Origin of the sequence: Amycolatopsis samaneae (assembly GCF_039541975.1) — a bacterium.
In the GTDB taxonomy this organism is placed as follows: domain Bacteria; phylum Actinomycetota; class Actinomycetes; order Mycobacteriales; family Pseudonocardiaceae; genus Amycolatopsis; species Amycolatopsis samaneae.
Genome location: NZ_BAABHG010000025.1, coordinates 33,607 through 57,849, shown reverse-complemented (window position 1 = coordinate 57,849; position 24,243 = coordinate 33,607). Strand labels below are relative to the sequence as shown.

At 72.9% G+C, this 24,243-nt stretch carries 1 protein-coding gene (only partly in view); it reads right to left on the bottom strand.

Features of this window, described 5'->3' with window-relative positions; all coding sequences use genetic code 11:
- On the bottom strand, positions 1–24,243 hold the 5' portion of the coding sequence (locus ABD987_RS41895; protein ID WP_345408090.1) for a preprotein translocase subunit SecA. It extends 13,038 nt beyond the left edge of the window; 24,243 of the gene's 37,281 nt are visible here — the first part of the coding sequence; its start codon is at positions 24,241–24,243; its stop codon lies beyond the left edge, outside the window.

The window sequence follows — 24,243 nt, the reverse complement described above, 5'->3', positions numbered from 1 at the left end:
CGGCCCGGTGACGTCTCCCGTGTGCCCGTCGAGCGTGAAGCGCAGCCAGCGGCCGTCGTCGCTGATGATCGGCCTGCCGTCGAGACCGAAACCGAGCCGGCTCGCCACCACGAGGTGATGCGAGGCGCCCGGACCACTCCGGTTCGGCGTGCCCCACACCAGGGTGTTGGGCGCGTACGCCTCGGTCACGATCCCGGTCGCGAAGGAGACCTGGCGCAGCACCTCGGGCACGTACTCACCGGGAGCGAGAGCGCCGAGACCGCAGGACACGAATCGCAGCGGCCGGTCCCCCGCCCACCTGCCCTCGGCGTGCAGGCGCGCCAGCAGCGCGGTCATCACCTGCGGGGTGATCGGGTGGCCGAGGAACTCCGGGACGCCGCCGGCCCCGACGTGCGCGATCACGGAGAAGAACGCGCCGTCCGCCGGAAGGCCCAGGACGATGTTCTCCTGCAGTTCCAGCGTGGTCACGTCCGTCGCGGGGTCGGCGAGCCAGATCCCCGAGTTCCCGTCCAGGTGCACCGCGACGTCCAGCATCGAGTCGACCAGCCGGTCCAGCTCGCCCGGGGTCAGCGGCGCGGGACCGGTGACCGAGCCCGCGTCCGTGTCCGTGTCCGAATCCGTGTCCGTGTCCGTGTCGACCGGTGCGGTGTCGTCGGATACCAGGTCGTTCGGTTCGCCGGAGTCCCGGACGGCGGCGTAGCCGCGCGCCACCCGCTCGATCCGCCAGAGGTCGCGGGGCGGAACCAGCACACCCGGATCGTGTTCCTTCTCCGCGTACAGACCGTGGTCGTCGTGCAGGTGGTTGAGCAGCGGCGCGGTATCCCGCGCCTTCGTCGTCCCGGGTTCCACCGGCCGGACCACCCGATGCGGACGCAGCGCCGGATCACGGTCCCGGTGCGCCCAGGAAACCACCTCGGTGTGGACCGCGCGGTACTGGTCGTCGATGCCCAGGAAGTGGCCGGTCTCGTGCGCGAGCGATCGCTGGCTGGAGTCCAGCGGCCAGGTGAGCTGGTTGGCCCGGCCGGTGCCGACCACCGTGATGGTGGCGTGCGCGTCCGCGCCGGGCGCCACGAACTCGACCCGCACGTGCAGCTGGTCGCCGCTGGGCAGGCGATGCCGGTGGTTGAACAGCGCGTCCACGCCGCGCCGGGTGCGGCGGGCGAGCCGGTCGTGGTCCTCCGGTGTACCACCGGAGAGCCGCAGGCGGATGGTGTACTCCTGCACCCACCGGCCCCGCACCCGCATCCGCCGCAGGTCGTAGGCCACCGGACCGCCGACCCACGGCAACGACGCGGACGGGCCGGCGTTCCCGTGCGTCCGCATCCCCGGGCTCCGCGTCTCCCCGTCCACCGTCACGACGTGCGCGTTCGCCCGCAGGTGTGCCCACTCCCACGGGCGCACCGGATCGTCCAAAGTGGACCAGGCGGCTTCGTCGTCCGCGGCGGTGGCCGTGCTGTGGGCCCAGGTCTCGTCGTCCAGCACCCGCATGCGCTCACGGGTGATCCAGCCGGGCTTCACCGGTTTCACCGGCTGCCCCACCGGGACGGCGGAAGACTCGTCGGGCTCCTCTTCCCTGGTGCCGGAAGGGATCCGCTCGGCGGGGGCGGGCGCGCCGTCCGGATCCCAGTCGACGAAGAACTGGTAGTGATCCTTCACCGGGCGCATCGCGGGATCGTCGGGATCGGCGAGGGTGAACGGCTCGGCGCCGACGGGGTCGGCCAGCCTGCGCCGGACCTCGTCCCGCAGCAATTGGCCCAGCAGGGCCTGTTCCGCCGGATCACCGCTGCCCACCACGATCCGGACGACGGGCATCGCCCGGTTCAGCGTGCGCAGTCTCCTGACCTGACGGGCCAGTTCACTCGCGAAGTCGGCGAGCTCGGTCCGCTGCTGGTGCTGCTGACCCGGATCGGCCGGGTTCACGTGGTGGACGATCTCCGCCGTGCGCTCGGTCCGCCGTGGCTTACCGGACAGGAACGTCGGCGCGGGCGCCTTCCTCGGCAGGGGCAGCGACTGGCCGAGCCGGGCGGTGTGCGCGGCGTCCAGCTCGAAGCGGCCCTGCCCCTCGACCGTCACCCCGAGCAGGCCGAGCAGCTGCCTGGCGACGTCGTCGGCCGTCAGCGTGCTGGTGAGATGCCGGTCCAGCCGGCCGGGATCGACGGCGTCGCCCACGGTGAAGGTGAACGCCGGCGGGGGTGTCAGGTCGTCGATCTCCAGCCGGAACCGCGATCCGTCCGGCAGCAGGTAGCCCGCGTTGATCAGGTCCTGCGCCTCGGTGAGCAGTTCCCAGGCGCGAGCGGCCTCGGCGGGCAGCACACCGAACAGCGGGATCACCGAGAGCTTCACGGTGACTTCGGTGATCTCCCGGTCGCCCTGGTGCACCGGGGTACCGGCGGACACGTCGTACAGCGGAACCCGGATCCGCCGGACGTCGACGCCGGAGCCCAGCACCTCCGGGCCCTGGGCGGCCCGTTCGCCCAGGGTGAGCGTGTGCAGCTCGGTCGCGAACCGCTCCACGTCCGGGAGCGAGTGGCCCTGGGCGAGCAGCGCCTCGCGCGCCACCTGCCACCGCCTGCGAGCCAGCAGCCGGGACGGGTCCCCCGTGCCGGCCGGGTGCACGCTTTCGGCCGGTACGAAGTCTCGCTGCCACGGCAAGGGGTCATCGGTCCGGAGCCGCGGATCCGGCCGGTGGTCGAAAACGCCGTAGGTCCAGGCGTCCAGGTCGGCGAGCTCGGCCCGCAGGGCGGCCAGCCTGCCGCGCAGCCGCACGAACTCGTCCGCGAGCGCGGCCGCCTTCGCGTTCGCCACCGGAGCCGGGCCGGCGATCGCCTCCGGGAGCACCAGCTTGCCTTCCCTGGCCGCCCAGGTGACCCGCCGCTGCCGGGATTCGAGCTCGAAGAGCCGGGCACGCCGCTCGATCCGGCTCCGCAGCGCGGAAACCAGCCGTTCCTCGGCCGTGGTGAGCAAGTCCGCCGTCACGGTTCGCATGGCCGCGGCGTCGTCGTGGTCCCACTCGGCCTTCGCCAGCAGGTAACCGATGTCGGGGCCGGGCACCCGCGCGGTCGCCGCGCCCGCCGCCCGCGCCAGCGCCGCCGCCCGGAGCGCCACGTCGCTGCCGGACAGCGACGCCCGCAGCGTTCCGGTCTCCGCGCGGAGGGCGTCGATTTCGCCGGTGAGCCGGGCGATGTCGTCCTGAACGTCCTGGACCGTCTCGTCCGGGGGCGGCGGGACGGGATGCTCGAACATCTGCCCGGCCAGCTGTGCCGTCAGCTCGGCGAGCCGTGCCTCGAGGTCGGTGACGGCGACGACGAAGTCGGTCCGCACCAGGTACCGGCCGTCACCACCGGACACCGTCGCCGCGCGGAATCCCGTCGTGGCCGAGAGGGTGGCCACACGCTGGTACTCGCCCAGCACGGAACGTTCCGTGCCGGTGGTGACCGTGAGCAGGGCGCGGGCGTCGGCGGGCAGGACGACGTCGTGCCGTGTCCCGGAGGCTTCCCAGCCGTCGGTGAGGGTACGGACCCGCGACGCGAGTTCGGGGCGGGCGGCGAGGAAGCGCAGCACGGCGGTCCAGACCAGGTCCGGGCGCGAATGACGGCGCACCGCCTCCTCGACCAGCGTCAGGTGCAGGTCACCGGCACGGTCGCGCAGCTCCCGCACCAGGGTCTGCACGACCTTCTTGGCCAGCTCGGCGGTGGCCGCCCTGCCGTGCGGCTTCGGCGTGGTGTCCCCGGCGGGCGGGCGCGGCGCGGATCCGCTCTTCGCGGTGATACCGGAAATCGGCGGATAGTCCGCGATTCCGTTCGGGTAGCCCAGTTTCGCGGCGAGCCCGGCGAGCACCCCGGTTCCGGTACGGAGCGAGACCGAGGTCGCCCCGTTGCCCGCGGCCCCGATCGCGGCGGAAAGCTGGGACGAGAGCAGGTCCTCGGCGGACTTCTCGTGGTGGGCGCGGATCTCGTCCAGATAGAGCCGTGCGAACGGGTGTCCCTTCGGCAGCGCGAAGGCCGAGTCCCCGAGGACGCCGAACGCCGACGGGGACGCGGCGGGCGCCGCGAACTCCCAGTGCGCGCCGACCTCGCTGTCACCGTCGGTGTAGACACCGCCGAACCGCCGGAGGATCTCCATCCGGAGGATGCCGCTCGCCGCGCGGTATCCGGCACCGGCCTGCTTGATCGTCTCGGCCCGGTAGAACTCGTGCGCGTCCATCGGGGACTCGGCGTTGAACACCTCGTCCACATTGATCAGCCGGATACCGTTGGCACGGGCCCATTCCAGCATCGCGCGGACGTCGGCGAGCGGATCGGCGACGCCGTCGGCGGGCACCGGGGTGGTGCGCGCCCGGTCGAAGCGCTCGCGCGGCACATCGGTCCACAGCACGACCTGGCGGTCCCGGCCGTGCGCACGGCCCGCCTCGCCGAAGTTGTCCCAGAAGTCCTTGGTCGCCCCGGTCGGTTTCAGCGGTCCGCCCAGCCAGACCGCGTGCAGGGACGAGGGCATCTCCGTCACCTTCGGCAACGGCGCGACGGCGCCGGGCGCCCACTCCCCGAGCTCGTCGTCCGGCCGCTCGGTCGTGGTCACCCTGGCCGCGTCGGCCGGCAGCAGCGCCGGATCCATCCTCGCCGCCGTCGGCGCCTCGGCCGAGGCCAGGTCCAGCCGGTCGAAGAAGGCGAACGACCGGGCGGTGTCCAGCGCGGAGAAGTCGTGGCCCGCCAGGAACTCCGGGGCCGCCGAAGGGTTCAGCAGTCCGAAGAGGTCCGGCCCCGCCAGCGCCGCGCCGGTCAGGTCCGCGACCAGCTCGTCCGGCGACGCGTAGTCCTCGTCTTCGTCGAGCCCGGTCGTCACAACGTGGCTGTCGCGGTCGGTGTCGGCGAGGTCGTGGTTCTCGGAAACGACGATGTCGACGGAGTCGAGATCGGTGCCGTCGGCCTCGTCGAGGGGATCGTGTGCCCGTGCGGTCACGTCCACCGTCCGGCGGGTCCGGAAGGCCGGGGTGCCGCGGCGCTCCAGCAGCCCGCGCGGTGCACCGGTCAGCGAAGAGGCGAATGTCACGGCGTCGCCCGCCGAGCGTTCCGCCAGCAGTTCCCTGATCCGGCGCTCGACCGTGGCGAGCCTTTCCCGCCCGCGACGTTCCGCCGCCGGGGAGGACGGGTTGTTCCCGACCCGGCCGACGACCTGGATCTCCAGCACCCCGCCGAGCCGCGCCCGCTCCGCCATCGCGTCGGCCAGCTCGCGGAGGCGTCGTTCCATCGCCGGGGTCAGCGCCGCGGACCCGGCGTCGAACTCGATGCGCCGGAGGTCGAGGGCGTCGTTCCCGTCCTTCCCTTGTGGACGGTCGGTGCCGCCGGGCAGCTGGGGGCGTTCGAGCGACGCGGCCGCGCGCCACTGCCGGAACGCCCGGTCCAGCCGGCGCGCATCGTTGCCCCAGGCGTGCAGATCGGCCGTCGCCACGGCCACCCGGTCCTGCGCCGCGTCGAGCGTGGCTTCGACGTCCGCGAGGCGCCCGGCGTCCTGGACGCTTCCCGCGCCGCCCGGCGCGAAACGCGAGAGCAGGGCGGTGCGCGCCGCCTCCGCCCGGTCCAGCTCCTGGCGCGCGCGGAGGAGGTTCGCCCACGCGTCGCCCCTCGTGGCGGGGAACCCCGGCCGGGCCGGCCGTGCCGGATCCGGTCCGGGGTGGCCGTCCGCGTCCTCGTCGAGGATCTCGTTCCAGCGCGCGGCGTCCCGCCGCCAGGCTTCGGTGAGGGAGGCGCCTGCCGACGGGGGCGGCACGATCCGGACCGGCTCGGTGATCTCGGTCCCGGAGATCTCCAGTGCCCCGCCCGGCACCGCCAGCAGGTCCCACACCGAGTCCGGCAGCACGACCGAGCGGACTCCGTCGCCCTCTCGCCGCTGGTAGGTGATCGTCCGGACCTGCCCGGCCAGCTCCGGATCGTCGGCGAGGGCCTTCAGCGCCGCGTGCCACACCAAGCCGGGGTCCGGGTGCTGCTCGACGAGGGCCTCGACGGCGTTCAGGTGCAGATCGCCGTTCCGCTCGCGCAGCCCCCTGGCGAGGACTTCGACGACCTTTCCGGCCTGTTCGGCCACGGTCCGCGTCCGCGCGGGCACCGCCGCCGGGGCGTTCACCGCGGCCGGGGCGGCCTGCCGGAGGTGGACCACCGTCGGCAGGTACCACTCGGCCGCCCTGGTGACCTCGACGACCTCGAAGGCCGAACCCGGCGGCAGTGCCCGCACCCGGCGGCCGGATTCGTTGTTCTCCAGCACGACGAGGGCTTCGCCGATGACGAACACGACGTTGCCCGGAGCGTCCCCGGTGCGCAGCACGCCCGGTTCGGTGACGATCCGGCCCTTCCGGTACCCGTCCAGTTCGGCGGCCGAACGCCACGCGTGCACCGTGATCCGGCCCGCGGGCACGGCCGTGGCCGCGGCCCGTCTCCCGGCGCGCACGATCTCGTCGCGGTGGGCACGGGTGTCGCCGCCGGCCAAGTCCGGTGCCAGCTCTCCCGCGCTCCTGACCACCCGCCGCAGGGCGAGCAGGTCCTCCACATAGTTCTCGGCGGGGCCCGCTCCGGGGAAACCGGTGAACGGCGCGCCGATCCGGGTGGGGGTGACCCCGGTCTGCCGCAGCTTCACGTGCAGCTCGCCGCCGATCTCCTCGACCGCGAGCACCTCGAATTCGGTCCCCGGCGGAAGCAGCACCTCACGTTCGCTGACGCGGTTGGACGCCGAGGCGACGCAGGCGCCGTCGTGGACCAGCGCGGTGACGACCACCTTCTTGTCGTACAGCCTGCGTTCGCCCTGCATGGCACGGAAGAAGCCCCGGTCGGTGTACCGCTCCCCCGCCTTGAACAGCTCCTTGCCCGCCGCCACCGACAGGCTCATGACCCGGGTCACCACCCCGGTGTGGCGAGCGGGGAAGCGGGTCACCGCCGACGCCAGCAGCCGGGTCAGCGACGCCGCGTGTGCCGGGCTTTCCCGGCCCGCCAGGTAGTCGTCGATGGCCGAGGAGTGCGTGTGCGAGTACGCGCGGATGGCCGCCAGCTCCGCCTCGCCCGTCGACGCCAGATGCGGATTTTCCTTCAGGAGCCCGGAAACCTGCGCCAGGTAGGGTTCCATTTCCGGCTGGGCGCGGAATTCCCGTTCGTCCGCCACGGAAGCGAGGTAGCCCGGCTCCCGCTCGGTGCCCCGGGGCGGCCGGTACGCCGGCCGGGGATCGTCGCCGACGAGCGCGCGGGCCCGGTCCGCCAGCAGCCGGAGGTTGCGTGGTTCGAGGACGACGTCGCCGGTGACCGCCGCCGCGGTCATCAGCCCCAGCCCGGTCGCGACCCGGCCCGCGCCGTCGACGTGCTGGAAGACGGGCGCGTCGTCGCCCTTCTCGCCGGCGAAGTACTCGTCGTACAGGCCGAGGAAGTGCCCGAGCTCGTGCGCGAACTGGACCCCGGTCCCGTCCGAGGGCCAGTGCCGCTGGTCGGCGGGCGTGCCGGGGGCGGTGACGAAGACCGGGCCGTGCGCGTCGTCCCGGTCGGTGAACTCGACCTCCACCAGCAGTTGCTCGCCACCGGGCAGCCGGTAACCCCGGTTGTAGTAGGTGTCCACTGCGGACACGACGCGCGCCTTGAAGCTCGCGATGTCCACTTCGGACTGGCCGGCGGTGTCCAGCCGCAGCCGGACGGTGTGCAGCCGCACCCGCACGGGTTCCCGGCCCGCGCGCTCGACGGTGAACCGGCGCAGGTCGTAGCCGATCGTCGCCCGCCACGGCCGCCCCGAACGGCTGAACCCGCCGTCCTCGGACCGCACGGTCACCGGGGCCGTCGCCCGCTCCGGCGCGCCGATGTCCTCGCGGGCCACCGGATCCGCGATCCGATGGTCGACGGTCACCGCCGGATCCGCGGTCTGCCACCAATCCCGCGTCGCGCCTTCGCGCGTCCACGGTGTGCCCGCCGGGCGGGTCACCGAACGCGGCGTGCCGCCGACGACGAGGCGAACCTCCGGGTCGGCGGGCACCGGCGCGGCGAGCAGCAACGCCAGTGCCGTCAGCCCGCCGCCGGAGCCGGTGAGCGTCCGCATCGCGGTGCCCCAGCGACCGGCCAGCGCCAGCAGTTCCGCGCGGGACGCGCCGGTGTGCTCCTGGCCGCGAGCCCCGATCGCCACCAGTTCGGCCAGTACGTCCGGCGCCGCGCCCAGCCGTTCGGCGACCGCGCGGCCCACCCTGGTCAGGGTGGCCGACGGCGGGACCGCGGTCGCGTCCAGCGCCGCGGCGGCGAAGGCCTGCCCGAAACCGGCGGAGGCGGCGAACAGCGCGTCGGCCAGTGCCTCCGGCCGGCGCAGCAGATCCTGGAACAGCGGATCCCCGCGCAGGGCCGCGACCACCGCGGGCGGCGTGTCCATCAGCACGAGTTCGACCAGCCTGCGCGGCAACGGCGCGTTCCGGTCGTAGTCGAGGCCGTGCCACGGCGAACCGGCGGCGGCGAACGGGTCCTGTCTATTGTGGAGGATCGTGGCGACCTGGGTCAGCATGCCGCGCAACCGTTGCGGCGTGAGAACTTCCAGGGTCGTGTCCCGCGTCGGCGCCAGCGCGGTCAGCAACACCGCGTCGTTGACCAGTGCCCGCACCCGCCGCGACAGCAGCCCGAGCCGGGACCGCTCATCGGCCGATTCCGCGGCCTTCGCCCAGGTCTCCAGGTCACCGAGCGCGGCGTCCAGCCGGTCCAGCGAGTCGTCCAGCGCGGGCCCCGGCTTGAGCGTGCCGGTGCCGGCCAGCCGGGAGAACTCGGCGAGCGCGGTCTCGAAGTCCTCGCCGGACAGGCGGAGACGCGGGAGGTCCGCGGTGGCCGCCCGGTATCCGGCGACGATGTCGGCGGCGGGCACCGGATCGGTACGGCGCGCCGGGGCCGCCGGGGCGGGCCCGGACGGGAAGGCCGCGTCGGACGGCCGGACGGTGATGTGCGACGCGCCCGCCCGGAGCGCGCGTCCGAGGTCGGTCGGTCCCTGGACCCAGCGGCCCGCGTTGGGGGCGGGCGCCCCGAAGACCGCTTCGTACACGTCCCGCACGAAGGTCGTGCAGTTCTGGCTCGTCAACCGGTACTCGCCACCGGCGATGGCGAGCACCCGCTCCAGTCCCCTGATGACGTCCTTCGCGCTCACCAGGTACTGCGCGCTGTAGGTGACGGGCTTGTCCCGCACCGGTCCCACATGGACCCGGCCCGGTACCGGCGCCCACGGCGGCGAGGGGGTCACGTCCGGCGCGAAGTCGATCACCGTTTCGTTGCCGAAGGGGTCCTCGATCTCGATCCAGGCGTGGCCGGTGTACTGGGCGGCCACCTCCCGCGACCGGGTCTTCACCTGGAACCGAAACACCGGCCGGTCCGCGCCCAGCACCCGCATCCGGTCCAGGGCCACGGGCAGACCGGAGGTCCGAAGATGCTGGGCGACGCTGCTCTGCTGGGCCACCAGCGACTGCCGCGCACGCTCGTTCAGCCAGTGCTGGACCGACTGCCCGGACGGGATCCCGGTCTCCGCCGGCACCTCCTGCGCGTACCCGATCGTCACCGCGTCGGCGTTCATGTCGTCCCGCTGGTGGGTGACGACGATCGGCAGGAGTTCGAGGGAGATGCCGTGGTCGGCAGGCGCGGTCGCGAAGGCGGCGCGCAGCGCGGCTTCCAGCGCCTCGCCCCGGCGTCGCGCCAGCTCGGTGTCCTGCCCGTGCTTCACGAAGATCTCGATCCGCCGTCCGGCGGGCGGCCGCGTACGCAGTTCCTCGGCCAGTGAACGGACGAACCCGGCCAGCCCACCGTGGACGTTCTGGTCGACGAGGTCCGAACCCTTGGCGAAACCCAGCGTGGCGTAGACGTCCAGAAGGTGGACCTCGGGCTGCTCTTCGACGCCGCCGACCGCCTCCCGCAGCCGCCTGCCGAACTCCTCCGGCCCGCGCACCAGCCAGCCCGCCGACGGGGCGGGCGTACCGGTGACGCGTTCGAACAGCCCGGCGGCGAAATGCAGGGAGTTGAAGGACAGCGGCTGGAACGGGGTGCGCAGGTTCCGCAGCGCGTGGTCCAGGGCACGCAACGCGCCTTCGGCCGAGATCCACACCTCGTAGCTCACGGCCGGGGTGTGGCCGGGGTCGCCGAAAAGCACGGCCGGGCCTTCGCCGGCCGGCCGGTGGAACCCGATCGACTCCTTGACCCCGCTCGGCAGCTCGAACTCGACCCAGACGTGGCCTCGCGCGCCGACGAGCTGGGACAGCCGGGGCGCCGGGGTCCCGGGATCCACCGAAAGCCGCATCACGATCGTGGTGAGCGACGAGGTGCCCAGCGGCAGGTACTGGTCGAGGTGGGCGACCAGTGGCGAGGTGGCCCAGAGCCCCGGGTCCTCCCCGAGCCGCGCCGCGGTGCGGGACAACCAGGACGTCACCGTCTCCTCCGGCAGGAGACCGAGTTCCGCGCGGACGTCGTCGTCCCGCTGGACGAGCGCCAGTGTCACCGAGCGCCGCCGCGTCGCGGGGTCGGCCGAGACCAGCGGCGGCAGGCTGGTCCGGTCCGCGGCCGAGGACTTGATCACCAGGGGTGCCTGGCCGTCCGCCGGTTCGGGCAGCAGCGGCCGCAGCGCGGACGCGACGGCGTTCGCCCTGGCGAGCGCGGTGCCGGTCCGCCCGGCCACCGCGTTGCCGTAACCCGTGACCTGGATCCAGGGCGAGGGCTGCCCCGGATTCCGCGCCGACATCGCCTCGGCCGCCGCCGGGACCCAGGTCGCGAACCGCCCGGCCGCGGCGCGGGCGTCCTCGTCCAAGACCCGTGATCCCTTGGCGAAGGCGACCACGGCGCCGACCGGCGGGACGTTCGCCTCGGTGACCGTTTCGTCCACCGCGCCGGGGTGTTCGGCGATCTCGACGAACTCGCCTTCGTCGTTCACGTTGACGGCGCCGAGGAACTGGACGAGGTTGATCGTCTCGGTCGGCGCGTAGACCGTCCGCTCGTGGCCCTGGTCCCGCAACGCCCGGCGGAACTCGTAGCCGCCGCCACCCGGCCGGTTGTGCTTGCCGGATTCGCAGGCCAGCAACACGATCGGCGCTTCCGGCCGCGTCCTCAGTGCCTCCCGGAACCGCGGGTCGGCGAGCAGCACCTCGGCGAGGACGTCGCCGGTGACCCGCACCGCCAGCATCCGCCCGCGCACCTTGATCCGGAACATGTCGGGGCCGGAGTGGAGGAACAGAAAGATCGGCTGCTTGGCGACGTTCCTGGACGTCCAGGGAGCGGGCCGGTTGACCGACGGAGGCGCCTTCACCTTCGCCGGATCGGCCTTTTCCTCCTCGGTCTTCGGGGCGACCTTGCCCAGGACGCTGTACTCGACGACCGGACGGCGGACGGTCGAGTTCGCCCACGCGACGGCGATCCGGGCGTCGCCCGCCTTGCTGGGGAAGGCGGTGCCGACGACGCGGCCGGCGGCTCCGGTCATCTCCGCGGTTTCGACGGTGCCGAGCTGGAAGGTCGTCCGGCCGGTGAGGCCGTAGGCGACGAGTTCCCTCGGCTGCTCGGTCTCCACGATTTCGGTGATCTCGGCGGTCTCGGCGACCGGGCCCGTCACCGGCTGGTCCGGCGCGGGCCTGGTCGGCGTCCTCGGCTCGAGTTCGCGTGTCGCCAGGAACTCCCCGGCGGAGGTCCGGACGATCCGGACCGGCCGCCGCCCGGCGGGGCCGTACCCGAGGTCCTCACCGTTCTCGGTCACGACGTGCAGCCGGACCCCGAAGGCCTCGGCGATCTTCGCCGCGGTCGTGTCCCGCAGCCGCGCGCCCCGCGCCCGCAGTTCCGCCCGGCGCGCCGGGGAGTCCGGCGCGATGGTGGCGGCGATCGCGGCCACCAGGTTCCCGGTCACCGGCTTCCCGCCGACCGGCACGGCGGTCATGCCCAGCCGGGCCAGGGTTTCCCGCTGCGCGCCGGTGATCCCGCGGATCACCGGAACGGACGCCGCGACCCGCCGCGTGGCCAGGAAGTCTCCGGAGGGCGACAGGACCACCCGCGCCGGCTCGCCGTGCGCGGGACCGAGTGTGACGGTCGTTCCCCGCTCGGTCAGCATCCGCAGCCGGACGTCGAGCGCGAACGCGACCTCCTTCGGGGTGGCCTGCCGCAGGGACGCGCCCCGCGCCCGCAGTTCCGCCCGGCGCGCCGGGGAGTCCGGCGCCAGCGTCCGCGCGATCGCCTCGATCAGGTTCGAGGCCACGGTGTCACCACCGGCCGGGACGACCTCCCGGCGTTCCCTGGCCAGTGCGTCCCGCTGCGCGTCCGTGAGCCCGCTGCCCGCGGCCGGTGCCCGCACCGGGGGCGGCGTGCCCGGCAAGGCGTCCTGGCCGGGGTCGGCGAGGCGGCCGCCCGGTCCCAGCTGGTTCCGCAGGACGTGCTGGATCATCCAGGTGTGGCGGGGCAACAGCTTTGGCGTCACGCCGGGCTTGACCACGGCCTGGCCCATGATGCTCTCGTCACCGGTGACGACCCCGGTGGTGCCGTCGTCCTCGCGGCTGAGGAACACCCGATCCCGGTCGTGCTCCTCGTCGGCCGCGCCGAGGTAGTGCAGCAGCTCGTGGGCGAGCTCCTCCGGCGTCGCCTCCGTCCGCCAGGTGGTCTGGGTGGTGCGCGTGTCGTCGTCGACGACGACGTCGTACGCGCGGTACCGGGGGTTCCCGTCCTGGTCGGTCAGCCGGTCGCCGGTGAACTCCACCCGGACGTGCAGCTGGTCGCCGTTCGGCAGGCCGTGGCGTTTGTTGACCAGCTTTTCCAGGCCGGCGACGGCCCGCTCCCGCAGCCGCGCGAGCTGTTCGCCGGTGACGCCGGGGCCGGGCACGAGGTTGATCGGCACGGTGAACTCGGTGACCCCGCGCCCGTCGACCACGAACCGGCTGACGCCGTAGCGGATGACGCCGTCGTAGCGCTTGTCCTTCCCGGTCAGCAAGGTGGTCAGCACGTCGGCGGTCTCGGTGGCCACCGCCCGCCTCGGGGTGGTCGCCCGCAACGGTTCCCACCGCGCCGGGTCGAGCGGCTTCGCCACCGTGAACCAGGGCGCGTCGGTGGCCCTGCTGTGCCGCCACCGCTCGTCGTCGGGACCGTCCGGCCGCAGCGCGGACCGGGCGAGCTCGGCGTCCAGCGCGTCCTTCGCCAGCCACCAGGCGTCCTGCTTGGTATCCACGAAGTCCAGCCACGCGGCCCGCACCACCGCCTGGGTACGGATCAGCTGATCGGTCGCGATGGCCCGTTGTTCCCGCGCCTCCCCGGCCGCCGCGCGGGCGGCGGCCAGTGATTCCCGCTTCTCCGCCAGCACCTCGCGGAACAGGTCACGGCGGGCCTTCGCGTCGGCCAGTTCCCCGATCAGCCGCGCGACGTCGTGCTGTGCTTCGAGACGGGCCTGGTCGTCTTCGGCGAGTTCCGCCCGCACCCGGGCCCCCGCCAGCGCGGAGGAAACCCTCCGCCACGCCAGTAGCGCGTCGGCCGCGCCGCCGGCGAGGTCGTCGAGATCGCCCGTCGTGGTCTCCAGATCGGCCAGCACCAGCTCGGCGGCATCCGCGGCCGCGGTCACCCGGTCGAAGTGGAGCCGCGCGGCCTCGGCGAGGGTTTCCGCCTCCCGCAAGGCTTTCTCGGTCTCGCGGGCGTACTTGTGCTGTCGCTCGGCCGGGGTGCCGCCGCGCCGCACGCGTGCCGCGTCGACCGTGGCCCCCCAGTCGAGGGCGACACCGAGCTGCTTGACCAGCTGCTCGGCCTGGTGGCGGTGGCGCTCCGCGCCGACCTCGGCGTCCCGCCACGCCTTCGCGGTCCGGGTGACCCTTGCCTGACGTGCCTTCAGGATGCGCGGGATCTTGTGGCCGGTGACCTCGGCCAGCTCCTCGATCGGCATCCGCACGTCCGCCGAAGCGGGCAGCGAGAGCTCCACGACCTCGGTCCGGCCGTCGACCTTGACCACGACCCGGTAGTCCACGTCGAACCGCACCAGCGCGGTCCGCCCGACCGGCTTGAGGTTCGCCACGGCGGACACGGTCGTGCCGTCGACCGTGGCGTCCGCGGGTTCACTGACCCAGCGCGCGTCCGCGCCGGTGACCAGGCCGCCGACGTTGGCCGATTCGTTGACCGGCGTGACCGCCGGCCCCGCGAGACTCGTCTCGCCGACCTCGACGACCTTCCGCTCCGCCGATCGGGCCGCCGTCGAGTTCGTCGGGTTCTCCAGGTTGACGCCGTCGCTCAGCGCCACCGTGCGCGGTTTGCCGAGCCGGGCGTGCACCTGGACGTCCGCGCGCCTGCCCCGCAGCACGGCCGCCTCGCGCAGCGCGGGCACGGGCAGGCTTTCCCTCGTCATGGCGGGCAGGAACGCCTGCAGCACCTGAGGACTCAACGCCGACCAGAGCGCGTTGACCGGGCCGGTGCCGTGGCCGGTGATCCCGTCGTCCGCCCCGGCCTTGGTGAGGGTGTCCCGCACGAGCTCGCGCAGCCGCGCGGCGGCCCGCACGGCTTCCACCGAAGCCATGTCCGGCAGCCTGGTCACGGTGCCCCGCCGCCACTTCTCCAGCGCGGCCGGGGTCACGTCCTGTTCGGAGAGCAGGGTCGGCGCGAGCCGTTCGGCCGCGGCGATTTCGGCGGTGGCCTCGAAGTCGGCGAGCTGGGCGGCGGCGTCGTCGAGGGCGGCGGTCCTGGTGCCTTTCTTCCGCCGCGTCGCGACGGCGACCAGGTCTTCCGGCACGAGCGGTCTTTCGACGCTCAGGTTGTCGGCGGGCACCCGGATGCCGAGCATCCGCTCGCCGGTGCCCGCGGCCGCGACGGTCCTGCCGCCCCGCCGCACTTCGATGACGAACTCGACCGGGACGTCGAACAACGCGGCCGGTCCGGTCCCGGTCCGCAGGTGGGTTTCCTGGGTGGTGACGACCTCGGTGGTGGTGGTCATCTTGACGGCGCCGACGCCCTTGGTGACCGCGCCACCGACCGAGGTCTTCGTGTCGCCGTCCTGGTACTTCTCCTGTCCGCCCGCGCGCAGCGCGGCCGACCACGAGGTCGCCGTGCCGTCCGCCCCGACGGTCCGGACCGCGCGCACGGTGCTGTGCTCGACGTTCCGGCCGTCGTTGACGACCTCGCGGAACTTCGCGGCGCCGCGCGTATGCGCGGTCAGCAGGACCTGGTAGCCGCTGTCGGTGAACAGCTTGGGCAGGTGCGCGTGCAGCGGGACGCCGCCGTCCAGCGCGCTGTCCACCAGCCCCTGCACACCGTCCGGCGAGACGAGGTCGGTCAGCCTGGCCCAGTTGTACATCGCGTCGTCCAGCGACACGCCGGGCAGCAGCGGCACCTTGGCCTCGGCCAGTTTCGCGGACAGCTTCGGCACGAGGTCGGACAGGTCGGGCAGCCGCTCCACCGCGCCGAGGCCCAGCGCGCCCGGCTTCCCCGGCGGCAGCGTCGAGGGGGGCTTGAGCCGTTCGGGCCGCTCGCGCGGGCCCGCCGGTTCGGCGGGCAGGAGGCCGTATTCGCGAGCCTGTTCCTCGGTGAGCCACACCTGGACCCCGCCGCGAAGATCGACGAAGCGGGCCGCGCCCTTCGCGTCCGGGCGCAGCAGCGCGGTCTGTTGCCGGGCCTCGGCGAACACGGTGAACGCGATGTCGAACCGGGCCAGCACCCTCGGCGTCCCCGCCGCCGTGGTCACGTTGCGATCGACGGTCGCGGAGATGTCGAGGCCGGCGGCCTTCGTCGTCGTCTTCCCCCACGGCTTGCCGGACAGGCCGCCGGTGGCCGAACCGGTGGGATCGTCGTTCACCGCGCCGGTCACCGACACCCCGGCGGTGACCGTGGTGCCCTTGCTCTTGTTCTCGCCGCCGTCGAACCGGTAGCCGCCCGAGGTGGACCGTTCCGACGCCGCGTCGTCGGCCGCGCGGACGAAGGTGGGGTTGGTCAGCCGGGCGACCACCCCGATCCGGCCCACCCGGTCGGCCACCCGCCGGGTGTGCACGAGGTCGGTGCTCACCACGCCGCGGGTGAACGACCGCAGCGCCGCCTTGATGTTGTCGGCGCTCAGCATCGCCTGAACGGTGGTCCACGCGTCGCTGCCGGGCAGGGTGAGTGCGAGGTCGCCGTCGGAGGCCTCCACCAGCGCGGCCATCGCCGCCGCGCTGACGTGCCCGGTGTTGGCGATGCTCTCCACCGCGACCCACTCGGCGACGGCGGGCGGGGCGAGCGCCTGGAAGTGGCCGGTGATCGACCGCGGCGGGTCCAGCCTGCGCACCCGGGGGTCGCCGGGCGCGAACCGCGCCGGATCGGCGGGCAGCGTGAGGCTGTCCGACATCCACACGGTGAAGTTCGCCGGGAGTCCGAAGGCGCCTTCGGCCTGTTCGTCGGGGGTCTTCCAGATGGTCCGGACCTCCGGCACGCCGGTCCCCGGCAACCCGGGCAGTGTCTGCCGGACTATCGGCTGCGCACGGGAGAAGGCGGTGATGGACACGACGAACCGGCCGTGGTGCTCGAATCCCTCCGAGTCGGCGCTGCCGATGGTGAGGTAGGTCGATTCGGCCACCGGGCCCGCCCCGGTGCGGGTGCCGCGACCTCGGCCGTACTTCGCCGCCAACGTCCCGGTGGCCCCGAAGGTCGCCTTGAACTCGGGCCCCGCCGTCCAGCCCTTGCTCGTCGCGGAGGACGTGCCCAGCGCCGGACCGGTGGTCGTGGCGTTGCGGACCAGCCGCCCGGTCGCCCGCCCGACGTGCTCGACGCGTTCCGACTCCAGCCGCACCGTGATGGTGACGTGGTCCTGCCGGAGGACGCCCTGCCGCTTGAGGGTCACCGACACCCCGGCGCCCAGCAGCGCGTCCATGCGGTTGCGCAGGGCCAGCGGCGACAGCGCCGCCTGCAGCCGGTGCTCGTTGGCCAGCGTCTCCAGCGTCCGCGCGGCGCCCGCGCGTTTCTTCTTCCGGTCCCAGCCGGGCAGCAGATCCGTGTACCGGCTGTCCGCCAGGAGCTTGCCGCGGATCTCCGTCAGCACGTTCTCGGCGCCGTCGAACTCGCCGACCCGCACGTTGCCCGCCGCGAGGCCCGCCGACAGGTGCGCCGGCGGGAACTTCTTCACCGACGGCGGGGTGACCCCGGTGCCGGTGCCCTCCGGGACCGGCAGTCCCCGCGCCGCGGCCTCGGCCATCCCCACCCTGGCGTAGACCGTCGCCGTGGTGGTGGTTTCCCGGCCGTCCAGTGCCTGCACCACGATCGTGGCCTCGAACCGGTAGAGACCGACGTCGCCCTTGAGCTGGACACCCGACTTCGCGGTCGAGGTCCGGCCGGACACCGCGGTGTCCACCGTCCGCGCGGAGTACCCCGCCCCGATCCCGCCGGCGAGCCGCGCGCCCTTGACACCGCCTCCGCCGCCGAGCGCGACGGACGCGTCGAACCCGCGCTTGGTGAAGGCCGAAGCGGTGGAACTGGTGGTCGCGGACTCGTGCAGCCGCAGCTGGGTCCCGGTCGTCGGGCCGACGAGTTCGGCCTTGGTCAGCAGTGCCCGCATCCGCACCGCCGCGACCTTGCCGCCCTTCGCGTCGAGCAGGGCGGGCGAACTCACCCAGCCCGTCAGCATGGCGCCGAAGTTCTCCCGGAGGCTCGCGGTCCCGAGGAACGCGCGCAACGCGTCCCGGCCGGGGGCACCGAACGCGGTGACCGACCTCGGCAGCAGCGCGGCGGTGCCGGTGAACGCGTCGCCCAGCTCGGTGACCGCTTCGGGAACCGGGTCCTGGAGCCCGCGCCCGACGTCCTCGGTCAGCTTCTTCGCGGCGAGCCCGGCCGGTGCGGTGATCCGGAGCAGGTCGTCCGGGAGGCGCACGGTGACCCGGCCGGGCACCGGCTTCGCCCGCTCCTGCCCGGCGGGCGGGCCCACCTCGGCGCCGGATTCGTCGTGGACGCTGATGGTGAACTCGACGCTCCGGGTCACCCGCCGGGAACCCTCGCCGGACCGGATCGCCCGTTGGTCCGAAGTGGACATGGCGACGGTCTGCGCCGCGCCGGGCGTGGCCAGCGCGACCTTGCCGCCCAGGGTGAGGTACGGGCCGACCGGCGCCTGCACCGTGGCGGTGGTCCCGAGGTCGCCGCCGCGAAGGACGGCGAGGTTCTCCGCGTTCGCGGTGCCGCCCTGGACGGTGAGGTCCGCCTTGGTCTTCTCCCGCGGCTCGCTCACCACGTCGCCGCCGAGGGTGGCCCGGATCCGGACCTCCCGCCTGCCCTTCGCCGTACGGAGCGGGAAGTACAGGCCGCCCAGCGCGGACTCGAAGTCGTCGCGGACGGCGTCGCCGATCGCGTCGAGCCGATCCGGCCGGACACCGGGCAACAGCCGCGCGAGCTCCTCGCGGAGCGCGTCGATCCCCGCCACGGCGAGCACCGGCGCCGAGCCGAGGGCCTGGCCGGTGGCGAGGAACGGCGGCAGGTCCGCGAGTGTCAGTTCCTGGTCCTCCTCGACGGAGGTCTTGTCCTTCACGGACTCCGCCTTCACCGACCTGTCCGTTGTAGACTTGTCCGTTGTGGACTTGTCCGTTGTGGACTTGTCCGTTGTGGACTCGGTCGGGACACGGGCCGAGAGCGGGTCGGCGTAGACGAGCCGGGGCGGCTGACCGGGATCGAAGCGGATCAGCGGTTCCGCGTCCCGTGCGCCTTCCTGGTGCCACTCGACGATGTCGGTGAAGATCTTTTCCTGGAACTCGCCCTGCGGCGTCCAGTACATGTGCGCGCCGTGCTGCACGCCCATGTTCCGCTTGGTCAGCAGGTCGACGACGTCGTTGTAGTCCGATGTGGACAGCGACGCGCCGTCGTCGACGCGCCGGATGTGGTAGACGTCGTGATCGCCGGTGATCGGGCGGAACTCGCCGTTCCCGGTCCGCGCGTGGACGACGCCCTCCACCACCCGGTAGCGGCCCTGCTCGGCCAGCTCGGCCATCTCGTCCGCGAGCGCGGAGAACTCCTTGCTCCGGTTGGCGAACCTGGCCTCGACCTTCTGCCGCGTCTCGGGCGGGAGGTCGGCGAGGTCGTCCGGCAGCCGCGGTGCGAAGTAGCCGACCAGGCCGACGGTGTCCCGCGACGCGCCAAGGTACACGTCGATCTCGCTGATCGTCTTGGCCTTGATGTCCTTCGGCTTCGGCACCGCGCCCTGTTCGAGCCAGCGCACCGAGTCCGGGTTGGTCGGCCGGACGTCGAACACCACGTTCGACCAGTCCGCCAGCCGTTGGAACCGCTGCTGGTTCACCAGCGGGAACCCGAACTCCTCGACCAGCCGCTGGGGCGTCAACGGCGCACCACCGGCCGGATGCGGCGAGGTCCACTGCTGCTCACGCAGCGCCGTCGGCCGCGGCGCCGGGGTCACGTCCTGGTCCAGGCCGTCGAAGAGGTTCTCCACGAACGACGGGCCGAGATCCAGCCCGACCGTGGGTGCCGGAGTCGTGTTCGATCCCTCGGCGACGGGGGCGCGCCGCGGCGCGGGGCGGGTGCGCGGCCGCTCCTCGTCTTCGGAACGCTCCTCGTCGTCGTGAGGAATCGTGTCGTCCACTGTGGATCTTTCGTCCGGTGGACGCTCGTGCCCGGTGGTGTGCTCCTCGGGCACGGCGGCCGGGTGGACGGGCGGGGCGTTGGGCCGCGCGTCACCCGGCGTGTGGACGCCCTGCCGCCGCTCGGCGTCGCTCTGCAGCTCCGGGACCAGGTCGCGCAGGCCCTGCTCGGCCTCGTTGAGCGCTTCGTGCGACTCGGGGGTGGGCGTGTTCTCGTGCTCGGCGCGCGCGTTCGTGTACCTGACGACGGCGAGCTGGACGTTTTCGTTGGGGGACAACCGGAACAGATCGTCGTCCAGCGAGATGTGGTAGCGGACCCCGCCGGGATCCCCGCTGCGGGCCGCGCGGTTCTCGGCCTGGATGTCGATGTCCCGCGAGATCTCCGAGTGGGCGGTGACGTGCACGAGCAGACCGCCGAGCGCCTTGGCCTCCTCGGTGATCGGGATGTCGACGCCGCGGGCACCCTGCATGTTGGTGATGAGGATCTCGCCGCGGGCGCCGGCCTTGGCGACGTGTTCCTTGAACTTGGCTTCGCGGTTCGGTCCCCAGTCCAGGAACGTGTCGGCGTCGATCGCGGTGTGCCGCACCCCGAGTTCGGTGAGCCGGGCGGACAACTCGGCGACGAGGTCGTTGCGGTGGGCCAGGATCAGCTGCGGCTGCTGGGTGCCCTCCGCCGACTGTACCTGCCGGGTGAGCTCCGCGAGACCGTCGAGCTTCGCGTCCAGGTTCGCGCTGACGTGGTCCTCGCCGACCTTCAGCCGGGAGTTGTAGTAGCGCGGGACGTCGACGATCTCGTCCGAGAGCCCCATGCCACCGAAGACGTCGTTCTTGCCGTTCGCCGTGCCGGACGCGCCGGAGACGTTCTTGAAGACGGGCTTCTGGTAGAGGTCCTTGGCGGTGACGCTCTTGCTGGTGTCGGGGTCGTCACGGATCGGCAGGTCGTGCTTGGCCTCGATGGCCTGCGCGAGCCCGCCGTTCCACCGGCTCTCCGAGGAGGTCTCCGGGTCGTAGAGGACTTCGTGGGTGGTCTGGTCGATGATGTAGATCTTGTCGCCGCGCCGGATGTAGTGGATCTTGTCCGCGTACTCCCAGTGCGCGGTGGCGGCCATGTCGATCCGGAGCCGCTCCTCCCCGGACAACGGCCTGCCGAAGTGCTTTTCCAGCTTGGCCGCACCGGTTTCGGTCAGCGCGGCCGGCCCGCCGCGCTGACCGGGCACGCGGCCGAAGTCGGCCTCGGTGAGGGTGCCGTCGCCGAGGGTCCCGGCGAAGAGGTCCCTGGCCCGGCGGACGGACGCGGCGACCGCTTCGGGCGCGAGTCCGCGCGCGCCCTCGGCGAGGATGCAGGTGGTGTTCGCGTAGTGGAAGGCTTCGTCGATCTCGTCGACGCTGGCGCTGATGGTGCCCTGGCCGTCGGCGCGCTGCCCCGGTATCAGGTCGTGCTTGAGGTAGGTGAACGAGACTTCCTGGTTCGTGCCGACGTAGACGGTGGGCGTGCCGGGCACCGGCGGGGGCGGCGGATCGTCCGGGTTCATCCGGTGCACGTCGATGCCCAGCGCGCCCAGCAGGTCGCGGTAGTGCTCGAACTCGCGGTCGGCCAGGTTCCCCCGGGTGCTGATCGCGAGCGAGGCGTCGATCCCCTCGGTCACGGCCTTGCGCGCGGCGTCGACCAGGAACAGCCACGACTTGCCCTCCCCGGCGGCCATGTTGACGATCTTGCCGTCGTGCAGCGCGTTCGACGCGGACAGCTGCGTCCACCGCAGCGACACGCCTTCCTTGCGCCGCGCCGCTTCGTAGATCGCGGCCATCGCGTCGTCGGGACCACCGCGCAGCAGGTCCTTCAGGTCCGCCAGGTCCGGGTCGGCACCGAACTTCCGGGACGCGATGTCGTGCAACGTCCTCGCCGCGTCGTGTGCCTTGTTCGCCGCGGCCAGCCAGGCCTCGTAGGTCACCGGCTGGACCGGATCGCGTGTCTCGGCCCAGCCGCCTTCGCGCGTGGGCAGGAACGTACGCGGCTGCTTGAGCCACTTGCCGTCGTCGTCCTTGATCCGCCGGTAGGCCACGACCTCGTCGGTGAGCTGGTCCCGCACGGCCTCGCTTTCGCGCGGGAGCGTGACCACCGAACCGTCGTCCAGGATCAGGTGCACCTCGTCGTCGGTCTTGGTGGCGATCAGTTCGCCGCTCTCGCGACGGCCCCGCGACCACGCGCCGTCGAGGCCGCGCTCGTAGCTGACGCCGTCGGCCAGCACGACCTGGACCAGTTCGCCGTCGCCGTCCACGATCGCCCGGGACCCCTCGGGCAGCGGGACCGGTTCGTGGCCGGGTCCCCGGTCGAGGGACCCGTCGTGCCGCGCGGAGTACCACCCGCCGCCGTCGTGCGCCCACTGGGTCCCGGCCGCTTCCAGCGACGCCGGTTTCGCGGGCGCCGCTCCGGGACCGTGGTACGGCGGGGTTTCGTGGTGTGGCGCGGGCGAGCCCGCCCCGACCGGGACCTCGTGCTGTCGCGGCGGCAACGGCGGCGCCTGCTCCCCCGAAACGTCGCTCCGCCGTGGCGGCAACGGCGGCGGCTGTTCCGCCGAGTCCTCGCCTCGCCGCGGCGGCAACGGCGGCGCCTGCTCCCCCGGGCCGTCACCCCGCCGTGGCGGCAACGGCGGCGGCTCCTCCCCCGAAACGTCCTTCCGGCGCGGAGGCAACGGCGGCGGCTGCTTCTCGTCGTGCCGGGTGCCGCCGGAGGTCGTTTCGGCGACGCTCTTGACGGCCGTGTCCTTGCCGGGCGAGGTCCCCGCCGAGTCGCCGGTGTTCGTCGCCGAGCTGGTCCGGACCCGGGAGGACGCCGTCTTCGAGTCCGTCGTCTTCTTATCCGAAGCCGTCTTCTCGTTCGCGACCGTCTTCTCGTTCGACGCTGTCTTGTCGTTCGCGGCCGTCTTGGTGTCCGAAGCCGTCTTGGTGTCGGAGGCGGTCTTGTCGTTCGGGGGTGCCTTGTCGTTCGAGCTCGTCCGGACCTCCGACCCCGTCCTGGTCCCCGGAGCGGGCTTCTCGCTCGACCCCGCCCCACCGTCGGACACGGTGCTGTTCGAGGTGGTCCTGGTGGACGCGGAGCTGTTCCCGGTGTCCCGCACGGACGCCTTGGAGTCCATTGTGGACTTGACGTCCGGGGTGGCCGGGGCGGGCCTGGAATCGCCGCCCGAAACGGTTTTCGTCTCGGTCCTGGTGTCCGGCGCCGTCGTGTTCGGCGTGCCCGTGCCTGCCGGTCCGGTGGTGACCCCGGACCGGGCCGCGGAGTCCATCGCCGCCTTGACGCCGGGCACCTTCGGCCCCGCTCCACCGGGCGGTTCGGAGCCGCCGAACAGGGAACCGAGCTTGTCCTTGGTCGCGCTGACCATGTCGCCGAGCCCCTTGACCCCGACGTGCTGGATCCCCTGACCGATACCGCTCATGACGGTCCCGCCCACGAAGCCCATCGCGTAGTCGCCGGCGGTCGGCTGGTGGCCGGTGATGGCGCCGATGGCCCCCATGGTCGCCACGCCGGTCGCGCCGTCGAACAGGTACATGGTGGCGCGGGTCGCGGCCTTCGCCAGCAGATCGCCGCCCAGGTGCTCGGCGACGTTGCGGGTGAGCACGTCCGGCGCGATCTCGGCGAGCAGGCGGGTGGCGTCCTTGCCGAGCGCGGCGCCGTGCGGGGACAGCACCGAGCGCAGGCTCTCCTTGAACGCGGTGGTCCCGTCCGTCCCGTGCTTGACCCAGTTGTCCACGAAGGCACGCGCGTAGTCGCGGCCGAGCACGCGCGCGGCGTCCTCGCCCATGGTCTTGCCGAACGCGGTGGCGAAGTGCTCGGACATCTCGTCGGCGAACCCGTGTACCGCCTGCTTCGTGAAGGCCGTCGCCGGGTTGCCGAGTTCCTTGCCCGCCCGGCCGGACAGGGTGGTCCCGAGATCGCGGAGCCAGCTGTCGGCCAGATCGCCGGCCACCGGCAGTTTGAGGTCCTTGACCGACTTCAGCAGGTCGTCGGTGGTGAACTTGGTGAAGTCCTTGCCCAGCTTGCCGCCGAGCTTGCTGCCGAGGTAGTGACCGAGCTGGCTGAAGGTACCCCCGATCGCACCGCCGATGACACCGGAGAGCAGCACCTCCATCGTGGCTTCGGTGTTCCACTCGGTGCGTTCCCGCTGCAGCCGCTGCACCACGGCGTCCACGATCAGCCCGCCGGTCACGCCGATGCCGATCTGCAGCGTGATCGATCGCGCCAGCTGGGAGAACAGGGCGACCAGGAACTCGCGGGTCGCCGCGTACTCCCAGGTGAGGTTCGCCAGCGACGCCCCGCCGGTGACCGACGCCAGCGCGTAGTCGATCGCGATCTGCCAGGCCAGCACGAACAGCTGCCCGATCGCGGAGTACTTCGAGTACTCGATGTTCAGCGCGATCTCGTCGCAGCCCTTGGCGATCTCCCTCGCCCCGCCGGACAGGTCGTCCAGCATGTTCGGCGAGCCGTCGGTGAGCGGCTTCATGCTGGCGCGGAACTGGTCCGCCGCGCTCATCGAGAAGTTCTCGCGGATCTTCCGCTCGACCTTGGCGATCTCCGACGGCAGCTCGGTCAGCCGCTTCGAGACGTCGTCGTAGTCGTGCGACAGCCGGCGGAACCGGTGCTGGTTGGCCGCGGGCCACGACATGCCCAGGATGGCGAGGAGTACGCGAGCCCACTCGGGGAGATCGCCGAAATCCCCGGAATCACCGTCCGGCAC